Genomic DNA, 16,790 nt, shown 5'->3' on the forward strand with positions numbered 1-16,790 from the left:
TGGGATGCTCTTGGTTAGTGCCCCCGTGCTGGGTGTACCAGAGAAGGCTGCTTTATCCAAAGTGATTGACAGCGGCTGGCTGACGATGGGCGAGCGTGTTCGAGCGTTTGAAGAGGCATTCGCCGCAATGCACGGCGTCGAAGACTGCGTCGCGGTGAACTCCTGCACCGCAGCGCTTCACCTGATCCTCTACGGACTTGGGATTGGACCCGGTGACGAGGTCCTGGTGCCTTCATTGACTTTCGTGGCGACCGTGAACGCGGTCCTTTATGTCGGTGCCACGCCAGTCTTCGTCGACATAGAATCCGAAGACGTGCCGCTGATGTCGGTCGCGGAAGCGGAGGCGCGCTGCACGCCCCGCACCCGGGCCGTGATCCTCGTCCATTTTGCAGGTTATCTTGCCAACAAGGAAGAATGGCAGACATTCGCAAACGTACGAGGCCTCTACATCATCGAGGACGCCGCGCATGCTCCCGGACTGAAGGAGGTGGGCACGTTTGGTGCCGGAGCGGCATTCAGCTTCTATGGCAACAAGAACATGACCACCGCCGAAGGTGGGGCGGTCGTCACGAGGGACCCCAACCTGCGTGAGACGATCCGCCAGGCCCGTGGGCACGGCATGACCACCGGAACCCGCCAGAGATTGAACAGCCGCACGCCGCAATATGACGTGACCATGCTGGGCTTCAACTACCGCATGGATGAAATGAGGGCCGCGATCGGTTTGGTTCAGCTGCGCAATCTGCAGGAGTGGAATGAGGTCAGGCGCATCCTCGTTGTGCTGTATCGGCGCCTTATCGCCATGCGCTGTCCGACCGTGACGATCCCGTTTTGCGAACCTCGCACCTCCGCCTATCACATCATGCCGATCCTCTTGCCTCGCTACGTCAACAGGCAAGATGTCATCGACGAGCTGCGTGCGCAGGGCATACAGACCACAATCCACTATCCTCCCGTGCATCAAATGACGCTGTATCGGGAGCGTTACCCAGGGGTCCACCTACCGCGTACCGAGGATTTCGCCGAGCGTGAGCTGACCATTCCACTCCATCCGCAGATCACATCTCCCGTCGCGGAGGCGGTCGTGGATGCCCTGGCATCAGCCCTCAATGGCGGCGCTCGGGCGGGGGCCGTCGCATGAATGCATTCGACCTGCCCATTCACCGGCCTGCAATGACACGCGCGCGCCACGGATTCGGCAGGCGCGCGATGGATATCATTGCCGCGTCCGTCGGCATCGTCGTCCTATCCCCGCTGATGCTGACAATTGCGCTCGTGCTGCTGCTCGAAGGCGGCCGGCCTGTGCTTTTCGTGCAGCCCCGCATAGGCGCCGGCGGCCGGCTCTTCCATATGTACAAGTTTCGAAAATTCGATCCGCGCTGCGATTCCGGCGGCCTCGCGCTGACCCTCGACAATGACCTGCGCATGACCGCTGTGGGCAGGATCCTCGCCCTCACCAAGTTCGATGAACTGCCGCAGTTGTGGAACGTCCTGAAAGGCGAAATGGCAATAGTCGGTCCGAGGCCGGAGAGCCTCGCTTTCGCCGAGTGTTTCAGGGACGGCTATGAAGCCGTTCTGCAATATAAGCCAGGATTGCTCGGCCCTGCTCAAATCATGTTCCGCCGCGAGGCCCTTTTCTATCCTCGCGGCATAGAGCCGACGCTTTTCTACAAGGAAGTCCTGTTCCCGGCAAAAGCCAGGATAGATCTCTCCTACTATGGCCGGCGAACGATGGCGTCGGACGCTGCACTCGTCATCCGCGGTGTCTTCGTTCTTCTTGGCCTTGGCTTGTCGCGTTCAATGGATAGGTGAGCGTTTCGCATGGTCGTCAGCGGCATTCGCAAGTCAGCGCTTGGGTGATGCGAGGGTTATATAGTCATGACCTACGAGGGAAAGAGAGTCCTGGTCACGGGCGCGGATGGATTCATCGGATCGCACCTGACCGAAGCGCTGGTTCGCGGCGGCGCTGACGTGACCGCATTGGCCCTCTATAACTCGTTCGACAGTCACGGGTGGCTGGATGATCTGCCGGACGATATCCGAAATCAGCTGAAACTCCTGCGCGGCGACGTTCGCGACAGCGCGTTCCTGAACAGGATCGTGCGTGGCCAAGCCGTTGTCTTTCATCTCGCGGCACTGATCGCCATTCCATATTCCTATGCGGCTGCCCAGTCATATGTGGAGACCAACGTTATGGGCACCGTCAACGTCCTGGAGGCGGCGCGCCAGTGGGACACCGAGCGTGTCGTGCACACCTCCACCAGCGAGGTCTACGGCACCGCCCTCAGCATGCCGATCAGCGAATCCCACCCGCTGCAGGGACAATCGCCATACTCGGCCTCCAAGATCGGAGCCGACATGATGGCGGAGTCCTATGCTCGATCCTTCGGCGTGCCCGTCGTCGTGCTGCGTCCCTTCAACACGTTCGGACCGCGACAGAGCGAACGGGCAATCGTGCCGACGATCATCAGGCAGGCCCTCGACCCGAAATGCCCAGCCATCATGGTGGGTGATACCAGCCCGGTCCGCGACCTCACCTTCGTCGAGGACACCGCGGCGGCCTTCCTCGCAGCCGGCTCGGCCGAACTCGAATTCGGCCATGCCTACAATGCCGGAAGCCAACGTGCGGTGACTATATCGGACGTGTTGGACCTGGTGCTCGACTTGAGCGGCTCCAACAAGCCGGTTCATCGCGACGAAGGGCGGCTGCGGCCGCAGAATTCCGAGGTCCGGGCGCTGCTGGCGGATTCGTCCCGGCTTGAGACCGCAACGGGATGGAGGGCGCAGACCGGTCTTCGCGAAGGCTTGGGCCGAACCATTGCGTGGTGGCGGACACGCCTCCGCGCGGGCCTTGTACGTCATGAGATGGGTTACATGACATGAGGCTTCCCCCGCTTGTTGCCGTGTTGCTGCTGGTTTGCGTTGCCGCGCTGCTGAACCTGCGGACGGCCGGCGGTCAAGGAAGCAACACATCCACCGGCTTCGTGGCGCCCGTGGGGATGGATCTGCCTGACTATCTTCGCCCAGCGACCGACCCGGCCTTCGGCACAAGCTTCGTTCGCATAACCAAGCCCGGGGTTCTTGGAAATGGTGTCGTTTGCGGTCCCAAATATTGCAGCCATCGCTATTCGAGCGCTCAAGCCTGGAACGCAGACCAGACATTGCTCCTCCTCGACAACGGCTGCAATGGAATGTGCTTTCTCGACGGGCATACCTATGTGGCGCTGTTCAGTCGTAAGAGAGGGGGAGAGTGCGAGTGGCACCCTCGAAACGCCGAGCTGATGATCTGCGTTCAAGGCCGGACGATTTCGACCTGGGCACCACGGACGAACCAGGAAGAGATCCTGTTCACCTCCACGGCGTATCACGATCTGCGATTCGGCCCATCGAAGGGCAATCCCAGCCGGGACGGTAGCCGCATCGCGGTCCGGGCGGTCCGCAAGGACGGCACGGACGTTGTTTTCGCCTATGATCTGAACCAGCGGCTGAAATTCCCAGACATCGACCTTGCTCAGGTTCCCGGAACGACCAGTTCCTGCACGATCTCCCCGCTCGGAGCGTATATCCTGTGCTTCCAGAACCTGGTGGACGGTACCGAGCAAAGAGCGATTTTCGCGGTTGACGGCACCTTGCGGCAGAGATGGACGGACCATCATCGGCCCGGTCACGGGGATCTGACGGTCGACGAGGACGGCAGCGAAGTCTATGTCGGCATCAGCAAATCCAGTCCAGACAAGTTCCAGATCATCAAGCGCAGGCTTTCGGACGGGAAGGCGACTTCGCTTACAGCTTACGGCCAGGCGGAACATGCATCGACCCGCGCCCTGGCCAGGGGCGATTGGGTATTCCTGAGCTATGGCGGCGATCCGGACGAGGTCTCGGCCAATCCGGGCTGGGCTCCCTATGCGCGAGAAGTCATCGCGCTCCGCATCGATGGCAGGGGCGCCATCCGTCGTATCGTGCAGACGCGAAACCCTCCCTCCGACTATTGGAGCGAGACGCATGCCTCGCCTTCTCCGGATGGCTCCCAGGTGATCTGGTCGAGCAACTGGGGCACGCCGGGCGGCCCGGTCTACGAGTTCGTCGCGCGCCTCGACTGGGGCGAACAACAAAATCCGAAGGAGGTTGTTGCCAATGACCGACCTTAGCCGGTTCTTCCTTGCGGTTCTTGCGGTCCTGGGCACCGCGCCGATGGCTGCCGCGGCCGATACATCGAGCGCCTACCGGATTTCACCGGGCGATACGGTCGAGATCGGGATAACCTCCATTCCCGACCGGACCCAGCGCGCGGTTGTCCAGATGGACGGCACGATCGTGCTTCCCGATGCCGGCGCGGTCTCGGTCGGCGGTCTGACGCCGCCCGAATTGCAGGCGCGCATGCAAACGATTCTGCCGACCAAGATCTTTCACATCCGCATGTCCGACGGCCGCGAACAGATGGCGGTCGTCAGGCCGAGCGACGTGACGGCGATCATCGCCGAGTATCGTCCCATCTATGTAACCGGCGATGTGCTTACACCGGGACAGCAGGCCTATCGTCCGCTCATGACCGTACGACAGGCGATCGCGGTGGCTGGCGGTTTCAGCCTCCTGCGGGCGCGGGGCAACCAGGCAGGACCGGATCCGACGGATCTCCGACGCGACTATGAGATGATCTGGGGAGAATACACCAGGGACTACTTCCACAGCGCGCGCCTGCGTGCCGAACTCGACAAACAGGCAAGCTTCGACATGCAGCCTCCGCAAGGATCGCCCCTTTCTCCCGCGCTCGCTGCGGGAATAGCGAAAGCCGAAGCGGAAGCGCTCAAGCTCTCCCTGGACAATTTCCAGCAAGAGCAGAGCTTTGTCGAAAAAGGCGCCAAGGATGCCGCCACGCAGGTCGAAGCGCTGCTGAAGCGCGCGCAGGATGAAGCGGACGGAGTGAAGGCCGATGAGGACGACCTGGAGCAGGTCACCAAGCTGTTCAAGGCCGGGAATCTGACGAACAACCGGCTCGCCGATGTTCGGCGCGCTGTCCTGCTTTCGTCCAGCCGGGCGCTGGAAACATCGGTCGAGCTCATGAGAACGCGGCGCCAGCAGGATGATTTTGCCAGGCAGCTCGAGCGCAACGAGAACCAAAGGCGTATCGGTTTGCTGAACGAATTGCGGGACACCGAGGTCCGGCTGGCCGACATCGGCACAAGACTTCGCGCCGCGAGCCAAAAGCTGCAGCCCCAGGGCGCAACCGCCGCGCCTTTGTCGATCGCCGGCGAAACCGTCAGGGCTCAGATGACGGTCATTCGCAAGATCGATGGGCAATGGCGCAAGGAACCTGCCGACGAAGACGCCGATGTGTCGCCTGGCGATACGATCGAGGTCAAGTTCAGCAGTGAACTCGAAAGCGCGGCGGTCCAGTAGGCTGTCGCTTCCGCAGCAACCGACCAACTCGATGTCTTTACGAGTGCAAGCCTTGAGCCAAGATATCAGCGTTACCGACGCCTACAGCAAAGGCAGCACGGCCTTCATGGGAATGGAGATGCTCGTCGCTCCCGGCTCACTGGTCCCGAGACCGGAGACCGAACTGCTTGGCACGACCGCGGTCGATGTCTTGCATCGAATGAACCTGCCGGCGCCGCGCGTCGTCGACATGTGCTGCGGCGCAGGCAATCTCGCCTGCGCCATCGCGCATCATGTTCCGGCCGCGAAGGTCTGGGCCAGCGATCTTACCGATGCGTGTGTCGAGGCAACACACCGCAATATCGTCCACCATGGGCTGGTCGGCAGGGTATCGGTCCTGAAGGGCGATTTGTTCGAAGCTCTATCCGCTTTGCTACATCAGGGCACGATCGACCTCATCGTGTGCAATCCGCCCTATATCTCGGAGAAACGGCTTGAAGGCGATCGCTCCCATCTGGTCGCTCTCGAGCCGCGCGAGGCTTTCGCGGCCGGGCCTTACGGCATCGCTATCCACATGCGCGTGGTGAAGGATGCCCTGCGGTATCTGCGGCCCGGCGGCGCCCTGCTGTTCGAGGTCGGCCTCGGTCAGGACCGCCAGGTCGCAAGCCTGATGGAGCGCAGCAGGGGCTACGAGGATATCGCCGCCGTCACCAACCTCGCCGGCGAGGCGCGCGTCGTGCTCGGATATGCAAAGCCGCAGCCCTGAGCAACTGGCAGGTCGGCTTCACCCCCTCTTTCGGGCGATGAACTGCGCTATTCCCTGGATGGAATCGAGGTTCTCAGGGAGGAGCTCACTGTCTTCGACGATGATGCCAAAGGTCTCTTCGATGAAGCCGATGACCTCGAGCACCCCGGTGGAATCGACGATGCCCTGATCGAGCAGCGATTCCGTGGCGCTGAGAGATTTCACGTCGGCGACGTAGAAGTTCGAGGCCAGGAAATCCCGAATTTGTTTCGTGTAAACGTCGCCCGCGGGCTTGGTTGCCAAAATCGAATCCATCCAATCCACCCTCCGATAAAAAGACAAATGCGATCCGCGCCGTTCAACAGGCGCTACGAAAGAGCTACCTTCTTGAGTTTTCCGGTGTCCGTCCTGGGCAGACTGGGCACGATGACGATCGACTTCGGGACCATGAAGTTTTCCAGCCGCTTCTGGCATTCCATCTGAAGCTGCTTCTCGCCGACGATCCGTCCCTGCTCGATCACGACGAACGCCTTCACCGCCTGGCCCAGAAGCTCGTCGGGGACACCGATCACCGCGGCCTCCTTCACGCCCGGAATGTTCACCAGCACGTTTTCGACTTCCTTCGGCGCAACCTTCTCGCCGCGGGATTTAATGATCTCGTCGCCGCGGCCGATGAAGTAGAGATAGCCCTCCGCGTCCATCCGGCAGTAGTCTCCGGTGTAGAGCACCTGCTCGCCCGGCAAGGGGCCAGGCTTGAGCTTCCTGGCGGTCGCTTCCGGTTTGCCCCAGTAACCCTTCATCACCGTCGCGCCACGGATGACAAGCTGTCCAACGGTTCCGGGCTCGACCCGCCTGTCGTTGTCGTCGACGATCCACATTTCCGTGTTCGGGATCGCAATCCCCACGCTCAGGGGCTTTCGCTCGAGATCTTCCGGCGGCAGGTAGGTGCAGCGCTTGCACTCGGTGAGGCCGTACATCGAATAGATTCGCGCGTCTGAAAACAGCTCCCTGAGCATGTTGATGTGCTTGAGCGGCAAGGCGGCCGCGGTGTTGGTGACATAGCGGATGCTCGAAAAGTCGTGGTCCTTCAGCGACTTGAGCTCCGAAAGCGAGGCGAAGATGGTGGGCACCCCGGGAAAGCCCGTAATCCTCTCGTCCTTGATGAGCTGAAGGATCTGCGCCGGAAAAGCGAAGGAACGTTCGAGGACAAGCCGAGCGCCGGTGCGGAAGGCCATCAGCATCTGATAGAGGCCGTAGTCGAAGGCGAGGGGCAGGACGTTGAGGATCACCTCATCTTCGCGAAGCTCCAGATATGACGCTATCGATGTGCATGCCGCCGTCATGTTGCGGTGTGTCAGCATCACTCCTTTGGGTTCGCCCGTGGACCCGGAGGTATAGATGATGGCGGCAAGATCGACGTCGATCGAACAGCGTGCCGGCGCGGCGAGAGCTCTTTCGGCGGCCGTTTCCCACCGCATCGCATGCGGCAGCCGGTTGAGTTCGTCGTCCTCGATCGGCCCCGATACGATCACCTTTCGCAGCGATCGGCAGTTGTGCGCCGGCCCACCGAACACCGAGCGCAAGTGCTGGTCCGTGATCAGCGCCGCCGGTCGGCAATCATTCAGGAGGTAGTCGAGCTTCTCGCTCTTTGTGAGCGGATTGACGATGCACACGACAGCGTTTGCCTTGAGCGCCGCCCAGAAGCCGACAACGGTCTCGAGCGTGTTGTCGGCGAAGATCATCACACGGTCGCTGCGTTGCACGCCGGCCGACACCAGACATTGCGCAAGCCCATTGGAGCGCTCGTCGATTTCGGCGTAGGTGACGCGTTGCCGATTGCAAACCAGCGCCACCTTATCGCCGAGCCGGCTGGCGGAGTGGATCAGATAGTCGTGCAGGAGCGGTACGGCACCATGGATCATGCTACCTCCCTTTCCCGATGCTCGTAGTCGACATCGATGCCGAGATCCGGCCTTGTCGCGCCGGCTGGACGGGTTGCGACAAATTGCTGATGCAGGAGTTGCGTCGACAGCACGCCCACCAGGGCCATGTTGTCGGAATTCGACATGTCGCCCTCGCCAACTCGGGCCTGGCACTTTCCAACCAGACGGGCAACCGATTGGGGATCGAAGACGCCCGCCGCCTGCAATGCTGTCTGGGACAGCGCTTCACGAATGTATGCCGGGGCGTCCGCGGCGAAGAAACTCAGCGCATTCGGCGCCCGGTAGGGCTGCTTCTTTCGGGCAACGACCTGGGGCGGCAGAATCGGCGCCGCGGCGCGCTTCAGCACGTGCTTCTCATCGAGGCCCCGCAGCTTGTAGGCGTCCGGAAGCGCATTGGCCAAGGCGACGACCTTGTCATCCAGGAAGGGGAAGCGGCCCTCGACGGAATGAGCCATCAGCATCCTGTCGCCTTGCGAAGAGAGCAGATAGCCCGACATCAGCGTCCGGATCTCCAGATATTGGTCCTGGGCGAGGGGGCTCCATCGCGGGAATTCGGCCGGCAATGTCGAGAGCAGTTCGGTCACCGCGTCGCGCCGTTCCGATGCGGCGCGCATATCCGGGCAGAACAGGCGTTTGATGGCGCTCGTCGTGCGCCAGCGCGTGTCATGCGCAAATCCGGCCACGGCGTGGGCCTGAATGTTGCGGCCGAAGAATTGCCTGGCCAGCGCCTGCTGATGAACCGGTGAGCGCGAGAGGTAGGGGTAGAGCCGTTCGAGCAGCCGGGCACGCCTTGTCGAAGCCGGCTGGCGTCCCCAGAAGCGGCGCACCTTGCCTTCGCGGAACAGGTCATAGCCGGCAAACATCTCGTCGGCGCCTTCGCCGGTCAGCACCACCTTGATGCCGTGTTCCCGCACCAGCCTCGACAGCAGGAAGAGTGGTGCCGGGGCGGTCCTGAGGATTGGCCGCTCGGTGTGGCGGATCACCTCGGGAAAGACCGCGGCGATGTCGCTGCGCGAAACGACTACCTCGTGGTGCTCGCTCCCGGTTCGGGCGGCGACGAGCCGCTGGAAATGGGTCTCGTCATACTCGGCATCCGCAAAACGCAGGGAGAAGGTTTGGAAACGCTCGCCGGCGAAGCGCCTTCCGAGCGCGGCGACAAGGGAGCTGTCGAGCCCGCCCGACAGATAGCAGCCAACCGGCACATCGGCCTGCACGATCCGCAACGCCGTCGCGGCTTCCAGCGCGACGCGCACCTCCTCGACCGCATCGTCCAGGGAGCCGCTGGATCGGTCGTGTTCCCGACCATGGATTTCCGGGAAGCGCGGTTGCCAGAAGGGATACTCGCGCGCCACGCCGTTCTCATAGAGGCGCACATGTCCAGGCGGGAGTTCGCGGATGCCCTGAAACACGCTCTGCGGAGGAACGACCGTCCACATGGTGAAGGTCTGATCGATGCCGGCCGGATCGAACGCGCGCGGGATCGCGGCATCGGCCGCGAAAATTGCCTTGACTTCGCTCGCAAAGAACATGCGGCCTCCATGCTCGCAGAAATGCAGCGGGCAAATGCCGTAGCGATCGCGCGACAATACCAGCCGGCCGGCAACCGGGTCCCAGATTGCCAGCGCCCATTGACCGTTCATACGCTCGAAGGCGGCCTGGCCCCATTCCTGATAGGCGTGCAGAACGACCTCGGTATCGCTGCGGGTGCGGAACCGATGACCGAGAGCGATCAGCCTGTCCCGCAGTTCGAGGTAGTTGAAAATCTCGCCGTTGAACACGACCCACATCAGGCCGTCAGCGTCGGCGAGGGGCTGCTGTCCATGTCGAAGATCGACGACCGACAAGCGGGCATGCGCCAGCCCTGCACGTCTGTCCCGGTAAAGTCCCCGCTCGTCCGGGCCGCGATGCGCAAGCGCGCCAGCCATGCGTATCAGTGCCTCGCGAGAAGGCGGTTCGGCGGTGGCGCTCAGCGCCAGTATTCCGGCGATCCCGCACATCCGGGTCAGCCCGCATCCATCGGGACGGACGGCAAGGGCCGGGCGTGCAGGTAACGTGCTGCCCGACGCTTGGCCTCGATATCCTTGTAGACCTTTTCGACCTGGCCGCCGGTAAGGCCCGCAGCCGCCGCGACCTCGTCCGCGCATACTCCATGGTTCACTCCATAGAGGCACAGATCCGTCAGGTGGTAAGGCAGTGCAAAATAGAATTCCTCCTGGCTCTGCGCCATGGAGAATGTGTCGGTGGTCGGAGGCCGGCGCCGGATTTCTTCGTCCACCCCGAGATGTTCCGCCAACTGGTAAACCTGCGTTTTGTAGAGGTGCACGATCGGCATCACGTCGGCGATGCCGTCGCCTTGCTTGACGAAAAAGCCCTGGTCGTATTCGAGCCGGTTCGGCGTTCCCGCTACCGCGTAGCCGAGGCGGTCCGCGTGATAGTACTCCGTCATCTTGCGGATGCGCTGCTTGTAGTTGGTCGCGGCGACGATCTGCAGATAGGCTGCCATGGGCAGCCGGACCGTGTTGACCTTGCCGTCACGATCCTGAACCGTGAGACGGGTGATGTTGAGGCCTTGGCTCTCCAGGACCGAGGTGAGCACCAGTTTGCATTTCCACCCTTCGTCATAGTCTGGAACGACGGAGCGGATGGCCTCGATTTGTCGACGATAGGCGCCGATGGCATCAAGCGCCGGGGCTATGTCTTCCACCAGGGTGTCGATGCCGAGCTGGGCCGCGATGACGCGCCCGAGCCTCAGCGAGTCCCCGGAGGAGTCCCGCTCCGGCATGAAGATTCCCAGGACCTTATCCCTTCCGAAGGCGCGCACGCACAACGATGCGACGACGGAACTATCGATGCCGCCTGACAGCCCGACCACCACACCGCGCCGACGAAGCGTGACCAGAACCTGCTCGCGCGTCGACGACGCGATGCGGTCTGCCTCCGCGGCGGCATCCAATGCCAGCACTTCCTTGGTGAACAGCGAGATCATGCCGGTTGGCCCTCCAATCGCAGAGATTCGGCTGGCGTATACGTTTGCAGGACGGCCTTTTCGATCAGTGGACGGTTGGTCGCGACATGAGGCTCCGCTACGAGATCGATGTGGGTACCGACGATCGGAATCACCTGCAGGTCGCGGAATACGCTGTCCCACCCGATGGTGCGGGACATGCCCGGACGAGCACAGCGAAACAGGGTGCCGGGGATCGAAAGCGCCGCTTTGGGTTCCTCCAGCCAGCGGAAGAAGGCCTGGGCCCGCAACACTTCCTGCAGCTCCAGCTTGATCCGGAAGCAGGCTCCATTGAACTGGCCGTCGGTGTAACGGTCGATCGCGCGAGCGAGACGAGTTTCGTAACCCATTCTGACCGCCATCTTCGCCAGAGCGCGGCAGGCGACGCGGTGGAACGAGATGCGGTTGGACCGTATCCGGCGCACCGTGCGGGTGACCGTCTCCCAGCGACGGCTGCGCTCGCCCTCAAGGCTCGTGTCGAGGATGCCGACGAACTTTACCGACCGTCCCGCCTTGAGCAGGCGCACGGCGACTTCCAGGGCAACTGCTCCACCGAGCGAATGGCCGAGAAGCCTGACATGGCCCGACGGCTGGGCGCGGTTGACCTGCTGGACTGCGGCATCCACCATGCTCGCCAGATCGTTCTGTCCCTTGAGGATCATTGCTAGACCTGGATATCTGATCGGCACGACCTTTGCGGTCTTGCTCATGGCAGAGGCGAAAGCGGCAAGGCTTGGTCCGTATCCGACGGACCCGGGAAACAGGAAAAGGAGCGGAGGATCATGCTCCGGTGCGGCTCTGCCCGGCGCGGCTGCTTGCGCCGCGACGACTGCCCTCACCATCTCTTCCGCGCTCATCCCCACGGTGAAGTTCTCAAGCCCGAGCTCCTGGCCGATCAGGGTCTCGATCTCCATCACGCAATGCAGCAGCTTGAGCGAATCTCCACCGGCCTCGTCCCACCTTCCTGCTGCTGCGCGCGTGTTGAGAACCTTGCCCCAGGCCTTTTGCACCACCTGACGCACTTTCAGGTCGCTGCCGGGACTTGGCAGATCGGCAATGGTGGTCGGCTTCCTGGCCAAAAGGTCCATCTTCCCGAGTTTCGCCAGGTCTATCTTTCCGCTGCCCAAGCGCGGAATCTCATCCACGCGATGAAGCCGCAGAGGGCGCAAGGGTGAGGGCAGCGCGTTTGCGATCAACTGGCGAAGGTCATCCACAAAATCCGGACCCGCGGGATCATTCGGGGTCGCGAATGCGACAAGTTCGGTTGCCTCCGTCACGATCGCCACGGCGTCCTGAACGGATGGGGCGGATCGCAGCACCCTCTCGAGCTCGGCCGGCTCGATGCGTCGACCATTGATCTTTATCTGCCGCCCCTTTCGGCCAATGATCCTCAATAGTCCGTGGCTATCCAATTGGACGAGGTCGCCGGTCGGGAAAATCCGCTCGCGCGGATTGTCAGCGTCCGCTTCGGCGGGGGCGACGGCGCCGTTCTCCCAATGCCCAAGGAGGACATACGGGCTTTTTATCACGAGCTCTCCCGTTTCACCGGGCGGGGCAGGACGCCCCTCCTCATTCACGATCGCAAATGCGATCCCCGGCAAGAGGCGTCCAACCGGCACGTCGATCTCGGCGTTCGGCGGCTCTGACGGCAGGAACCACTGCGAGCCTGTCGTTTCCGTGGACGAATAGCCGATCTGGACGAGGCATTGCGGCGGGACGGCTTTGCGCAGAAGGGCAATGTCGGTCCAAAGCACTCTCTCACCCCCGACGCGGGCCACTCTGAGCGAGCTGAACGTGTCGGCGGGAGCATCGGCCATGAGCGTGCGAAGCAAGGCGGGCACGAGGTAGGTGACGGTTGTGCCCTGGTCTTTGATCCTCGCGCGAACGCCGCGCAGGCCGATCGTTTCCAGCTCGACGAGGTGCAAGGTGGCGCCGGTGAGAATGGCCGCCAAAATCTCGCGACAGCCGGCTATCGTGGCCAGACCCGTCAGGGGAAGGAAAACATCCTCGGAATTGATGTGACATGCGTCGACATATTGTTGCACGCGCCAGAGCAAGCTGCGCTGGCTGTTGACGATGCCCTTGGGACGCCCGGTGCTGCCCGACGTGTAGAGAACGATCGCCGGCGCATCGACAGATGGTGATGGATGCGGCATGGCCGACAATTGATCGTCCGCCGCGGCATTTGCCGTAATGTCGATCCACTGGATTTCGGCAGCCAAATCTTCAGGCCGGCTTCCTGCGCCAAGGATGGCGGAGAGCTGCGCCGCGGATGCAATCTCGTTGATCCTGACGCTGGGATCCCTTGCATTGAGCGGGGCTGCAATCCTCCCCGCGGCAATGATCGCAAGCACCGCAACAATATACCAGACCGAAGCGGGCTGGCAGATTCCGACCGCCTTCCCTTCAGGGGCAAGGGCGGTGACACGGCGCGACCAAAGCTGGACGGCGGTATCGAGATTCGAGTAGCGAAGCTCATTCACGCCGTCATGGACGGCCACCTTCGAGGGGTAGCGCGCCGCAATTTCCCTGAGGTGAGCGTCGATCGAAACGTCTGCGAAGCCAGGCCCTAACGGCCGGTATGGGCGCCGGACCGGGCCCCCGTGATCCAGGTCATAATCGTGTACGCTTTCCCATCTGCAGGATGCCGGCAAATTAGAATTTTCAAAAAAAACCGTATCCGCCGCTGGTGCCTTCCAGTATGCCGGGAGCATGGCTTGCCTGAGCTAAAGTTGACGCCCGGTTATCGCTCTGCAGGGTGGCATTTTCATCAATCATTCTGATGATGCACAGGCATAGCCCGGCACAGCGCGATTGCGGCAGACGGCTATCTTTGCCTATCGCAGGTCGTAATGATCAATCGATCTAGTCCTCTGGTGTAAGGCTGGCCCTTGCGAAGCTGGGAGGCCGACCGCAATCCGCCTTTTCGTCACACAGAACTTCCGACTTTCCGGTCAAGCGGCCATCGCTGACCGTGCGAGAACCGCGGGAGCTGCGAAATTCGCCGTACTAATCTTCAGAAAAAAGTATGGCGGCTTCTCGCTAAGCGTTTGAAAATTATGGTGATCCCGACAGGAATCGAACCTGTGACCTACAGATTAGGAATCTGCCGCTCTATCCTACTGAGCTACGGGACCACGCGGCCAGACACATAGCCGCTTCGGGCCGGTTCGCCAAGAGGTGTTGCTCGCTGCCGAGCAACAACTTACTCCACGGCGCCGGCCGGGCGGCAGCGAGGTGGGCTCGCCGCCGTGCCGCAAAGGCGGTCAGGCGGCCAACGCGGCCTCCGCCAGCCTCACCCAATAGCTCATGCCATGCGGGATGACCTCGTCGTTGAAGTCATAGGCCGGATGGTGCAGGCCGGCGCTGTCGCCATTGCCGATGAAGATGAAGGCGCCGGGGCGCGCCTCCAGCATGTAGGAAAAATCCTCGCCGCCCATCACCGGCTGGATGGCGCGGTGGACATGCGCGTCGCCGGCGACGTCGGCGGCGATATCGCTGGCGAAAACCGTCTCTTCCGCATGGTTGAAGGTGACGGGATAGTTGGCGTCGTAGTCGACCTCGATCGTCGCGCCGAAGGCCGACGCAAGGCCGGCGCAGATGGCGCGCATGCGCTCTTCCGCTTTCCTGGCCACCTCTTTCTTCAGCGTGCGCACCGTGCCGGCGATCTCGGCCTGTTCCGGAATGACGTTGTAGGCATCGCCGGCGTGAAATTTCGTCACCGACACCACGACGGCCTCGACCGGATCGGTGTTGCGCGAGGCGATAGTCTGCAGAGCGCTGATCAACTGGCTGGCGACGACGATCGGGTCGATCGTGCCGTGCGGCATGGCCGCATGGCCGCCGTGCCCCTTGACGGTGATGGTGAATTCGGCGGTCGCCGCCATGATCGGGCCGGGCTTGATGGCGAACTCGCCGACCGGAAGGCCGGGCATGTTGTGCATGCCGAACACCTTCGAGATGCCGAAGCGCTCCATCATGCCGTCCTTGACCATCTCATTGCCGCCGCCGCCGCCTTCCTCGGCCGGCTGGAAGATCACCGCCACGGAACCGGCGAAATTGCGCGTCTCGGCCAAGTATTTTGCGGCGCCGAGCAGCATGGCGGTGTGGCCGTCATGGCCGCAGGCATGCATCTTGCCGGGGACTGTCGACGCATAGGGCTTGCCGGTGATCTCATTGATCGGCAACGCGTCCATGTCGGCGCGCAGCCCGATGGTCGGACCCTCGCCCTTGCGGCCGCGAATGATGCCGACGACACCGGTCTTGCCGAGCCCCGTCACGACCTCGTCGCAGCCGAAGGCCATCAGCTTGTCGGTGACGAAGCCGGCGGTCTGGAAGACGTCGAAATTCAACTCCGGCGTCCGGTGCAGATGGCGCCGCCAGCCGGCGACTTCTTCCTGCATTTCCGCGGCACGGTTGAGAATTGGCATAATCGGTCCATCTCTTTGTTGGGGCAGACGGCTCAGGTCCGCTGCCCGGCAATTGTGATTGCCTGGCGCTTTGCCATTTTGGCGTCACATAGGGTAAATAGCACGCACGAATGCGGTCCTGGGTCGAGGGTCGGTCCGCACCATGCTGGCTATCGCGTATCGAAATCTTACGGAGCCAGCGGCGACTACGGCAAGAGGCGATTTCGGAATAGATCATGCGGCAAGGGCATTTCCTCAACCTATTGCTGGCGGGCGGGCTGGCGCTGCCGATGCTCTGTGGCGCCGCGCGCGCCAATCCGGTGGTTCTCTTCGACTTGAAGAGCGGCAAGGTGCTGGAGCATCAGGATGCCTTCAAGCGCTGGTATCCGGCCTCGCTCAGCAAGCTGATGACGGCCTATGTGACGTTCCGGGCGATCGCCGCCGGCGAGGTCGCGCTCGATTCGCCGATCAAGGTGACGAAACATTCCGCCGGCGAGCCGCCGAGCAAGATGGGCTTCAAGCCAGGCTCGGTGATGCGGCTCGACAATGCGCTGAAGATGATGCTGGTCAAGTCGGCCAACGACATCGCCATGGCCGTCGGCGAGAACATCGGCGGTTCGCAGGAGGCCTTTGCCGACCGCATGAATGCCGGGGCCGCCAGACTCGGCATGACCGGCACGCATTTCGTCAATCCGAACGGGCTCTATTCGCCGGACCAGTATACGACCGCGCGCGACCTCGCCGTCCTGGTCACGGCGCTCCGCAACGACTTCCCGCAATATGCGCCATGGTTCTCCATCGAGGGACTTGCCGTCGGCAAGAAGGCGCTTCCCAACTACAATCTCCTGATCGGCCGCTACCCGGGCGCCGACGGCATGAAGACCGGCTTCGTCTGCTCCTCGGGCTTCAACATGATCGGCTCGGCGACGCGCAATGGCCGCACGCTGGTTGCCGTGGTGCTTGGCGAAAAATCCGCCATCAGCCGCGCCGAAGCCGCGGCGAAGCTGCTCGACCAGGGTTTTGATACGCCGGCCGCCGGCTCGACGACGCTGGCGGCGCTCAAGCCCTATGGCGACACGCTGTCGCCCAACGATCTGCATGACGAGATCTGCAAGAAGAAGACGAAAGAGGAGCAATCCGAGGCCGCCCCAACCGTCGACGCCAAGAACAAGCCGAAATCGCCTTATCAGGTGAAACTCGACCACCCAACGCTGATCGCGGTCGGCCTCGGCGGTGCCACCGGACCGGCGCCGAAGGCTTTCGTCGACCAAACCGACCAGAACTACGCCGATGTGCCGCTGCCGACCTGGCGA

At 62.4% G+C, this 16,790-nt stretch carries 13 protein-coding genes and 1 tRNA gene; 7 read left to right on the top strand and 7 right to left on the bottom strand.

Features of this window, described 5'->3' with window-relative positions; translation table 11 throughout:
* The first annotated feature begins 4 nt into the window (after positions 1-4).
* From EOA38_RS02790 to EOA38_RS02815, 6 genes are all read left to right on the top strand, one after another.
* A complete protein-coding gene (locus tag EOA38_RS02790; protein ID WP_126091639.1) occupies positions 5-1,141 on the top strand; it encodes a DegT/DnrJ/EryC1/StrS aminotransferase family protein in 1,137 nt (378 codons plus the stop codon).
* Between the two features lie 68 nt (positions 1,142-1,209).
* Positions 1,210-1,812 (top strand): sugar transferase, encoded by a 603-nt coding sequence (locus EOA38_RS02795; protein WP_245464863.1) that lies wholly within the window; start codon positions 1,210-1,212, stop codon positions 1,810-1,812.
* Positions 1,813-1,878: 66 nt separating this feature from the next.
* Positions 1,879-2,883 (top strand): SDR family NAD(P)-dependent oxidoreductase, encoded by a 1,005-nt coding sequence (locus EOA38_RS02800; RefSeq protein ID WP_126091641.1) that lies wholly within the window; start codon positions 1,879-1,881, stop codon positions 2,881-2,883.
* The gene (locus tag EOA38_RS02805) at positions 2,880-4,148 is read left to right on the top strand and encodes a hypothetical protein (protein WP_126091642.1); all 1,269 of its coding nucleotides are present in this window, start codon (positions 2,880-2,882) and stop codon (positions 4,146-4,148) included. Before EOA38_RS02800 ends, EOA38_RS02805 begins: the two co-directional genes overlap by 4 nt.
* Positions 4,135-5,397, top strand: a complete 1,263-nt coding sequence (locus tag EOA38_RS02810; protein WP_126091643.1) for a polysaccharide biosynthesis/export family protein — start codon at positions 4,135-4,137, stop codon at positions 5,395-5,397. The genes EOA38_RS02805 and EOA38_RS02810 overlap by 14 nt, the downstream gene beginning before the upstream one ends.
* A gap of 52 nt (positions 5,398-5,449) precedes the next feature.
* Positions 5,450-6,142, top strand: a complete 693-nt coding sequence (locus tag EOA38_RS02815; RefSeq protein WP_126091644.1) for a class I SAM-dependent methyltransferase — start codon at positions 5,450-5,452, stop codon at positions 6,140-6,142.
* An 18-nt stretch (positions 6,143-6,160) separates the two neighbouring features.
* Here EOA38_RS02815 and EOA38_RS02820 read toward each other — a convergent pair whose 3' ends face one another.
* The 7 genes from EOA38_RS02820 to EOA38_RS02850 form a co-directional block, all read right to left on the bottom strand.
* Positions 6,161-6,436 (bottom strand): acyl carrier protein, encoded by a 276-nt coding sequence (locus EOA38_RS02820; RefSeq protein ID WP_126091645.1) that lies wholly within the window; start codon positions 6,434-6,436, stop codon positions 6,161-6,163.
* A 53-nt stretch (positions 6,437-6,489) separates the two neighbouring features.
* Complete coding sequence (locus tag EOA38_RS02825; protein WP_189350509.1) at positions 6,490-8,043, bottom strand: AMP-binding protein; 1,554 nt, start codon at positions 8,041-8,043, stop codon at positions 6,490-6,492.
* Positions 8,040-10,061: an asparagine synthase (glutamine-hydrolyzing) gene (gene asnB / locus EOA38_RS02830; RefSeq protein ID WP_126091646.1), complete on the bottom strand. Its 2,022-nt coding sequence runs from the start codon at positions 10,059-10,061 to the stop codon at positions 8,040-8,042. Before asnB ends, EOA38_RS02825 begins: the two co-directional genes overlap by 4 nt.
* Positions 10,062-10,066: 5 nt before the next feature.
* On the bottom strand, positions 10,067-11,050 hold the full coding sequence (nadE, locus tag EOA38_RS02835) for an NAD(+) synthase (protein ID WP_189350511.1): 984 nt from the start codon (positions 11,048-11,050) through the stop codon (positions 10,067-10,069).
* Positions 11,047-13,782, bottom strand: coding sequence for an AMP-binding protein (locus EOA38_RS02840; RefSeq protein ID WP_126091647.1), 2,736 nt, complete (start codon positions 13,780-13,782; stop codon positions 11,047-11,049). The genes nadE and EOA38_RS02840 overlap by 4 nt, the downstream gene beginning before the upstream one ends.
* A gap of 346 nt (positions 13,783-14,128) precedes the next feature.
* Positions 14,129-14,205 (bottom strand) — tRNA-Arg (locus EOA38_RS02845).
* A gap of 129 nt (positions 14,206-14,334) precedes the next feature.
* Positions 14,335-15,498, bottom strand: coding sequence for a M20 aminoacylase family protein (locus tag EOA38_RS02850; protein ID WP_126091648.1), 1,164 nt, complete (start codon positions 15,496-15,498; stop codon positions 14,335-14,337).
* Between the two features lie 215 nt (positions 15,499-15,713).
* On the opposite strand from EOA38_RS02850, the gene EOA38_RS02855 reads away from it, so the two are divergent.
* Positions 15,714-16,790 (top strand): D-alanyl-D-alanine carboxypeptidase family protein (locus EOA38_RS02855; protein ID WP_145965912.1); only part of this gene is annotated, 1,077 nt, incomplete at its 3' end.

It is taken from the genome of Mesorhizobium sp. M1E.F.Ca.ET.041.01.1.1, from assembly GCF_003997355.1.
GTDB lineage: Bacteria > Pseudomonadota > Alphaproteobacteria > Rhizobiales > Rhizobiaceae > Mesorhizobium.

What these genes read in the sequence shown, in the direction of transcription:
- EOA38_RS02790 (WP_126091639.1), top strand. Translation starts at nt 5, where the DNA reads ATGCTCTTGGTTAGTGCCCCCGTGCTGGGTGTACCAGAGAAGGCTGCT.
- EOA38_RS02795 (WP_245464863.1), top strand. Translation starts at nt 1,210, where the DNA reads ATGGATATCATTGCCGCGTCCGTCGGCATCGTCGTCCTATCCCCGCTG.
- EOA38_RS02800 (WP_126091641.1), top strand. Translation starts at nt 1,879, where the DNA reads ATGACCTACGAGGGAAAGAGAGTCCTGGTCACGGGCGCGGATGGATTC.
- EOA38_RS02805 (WP_126091642.1), top strand. Translation starts at nt 2,880, where the DNA reads ATGAGGCTTCCCCCGCTTGTTGCCGTGTTGCTGCTGGTTTGCGTTGCC.
- EOA38_RS02810 (WP_126091643.1), top strand. Translation starts at nt 4,135, where the DNA reads ATGACCGACCTTAGCCGGTTCTTCCTTGCGGTTCTTGCGGTCCTGGGC.
- EOA38_RS02820 (WP_126091645.1), bottom strand. Translation starts at nt 6,436, where the DNA reads ATGGATTCGATTTTGGCAACCAAGCCCGCGGGCGACGTTTACACGAAA.
- EOA38_RS02825 (WP_189350509.1), bottom strand. Translation starts at nt 8,043, where the DNA reads ATGATCCATGGTGCCGTACCGCTCCTGCACGACTATCTGATCCACTCC.
- asnB (WP_126091646.1), bottom strand. Translation starts at nt 10,061, where the DNA reads ATGTGCGGGATCGCCGGAATACTGGCGCTGAGCGCCACCGCCGAACCG.
- nadE (WP_189350511.1), bottom strand. Translation starts at nt 11,050, where the DNA reads ATGATCTCGCTGTTCACCAAGGAAGTGCTGGCATTGGATGCCGCCGCG.
- EOA38_RS02840 (WP_126091647.1), bottom strand. Translation starts at nt 13,782, where the DNA reads ATGCTCCCGGCATACTGGAAGGCACCAGCGGCGGATACGGTTTTTTTT.
- EOA38_RS02850 (WP_126091648.1), bottom strand. Translation starts at nt 15,498, where the DNA reads ATGCCAATTCTCAACCGTGCCGCGGAAATGCAGGAAGAAGTCGCCGGC.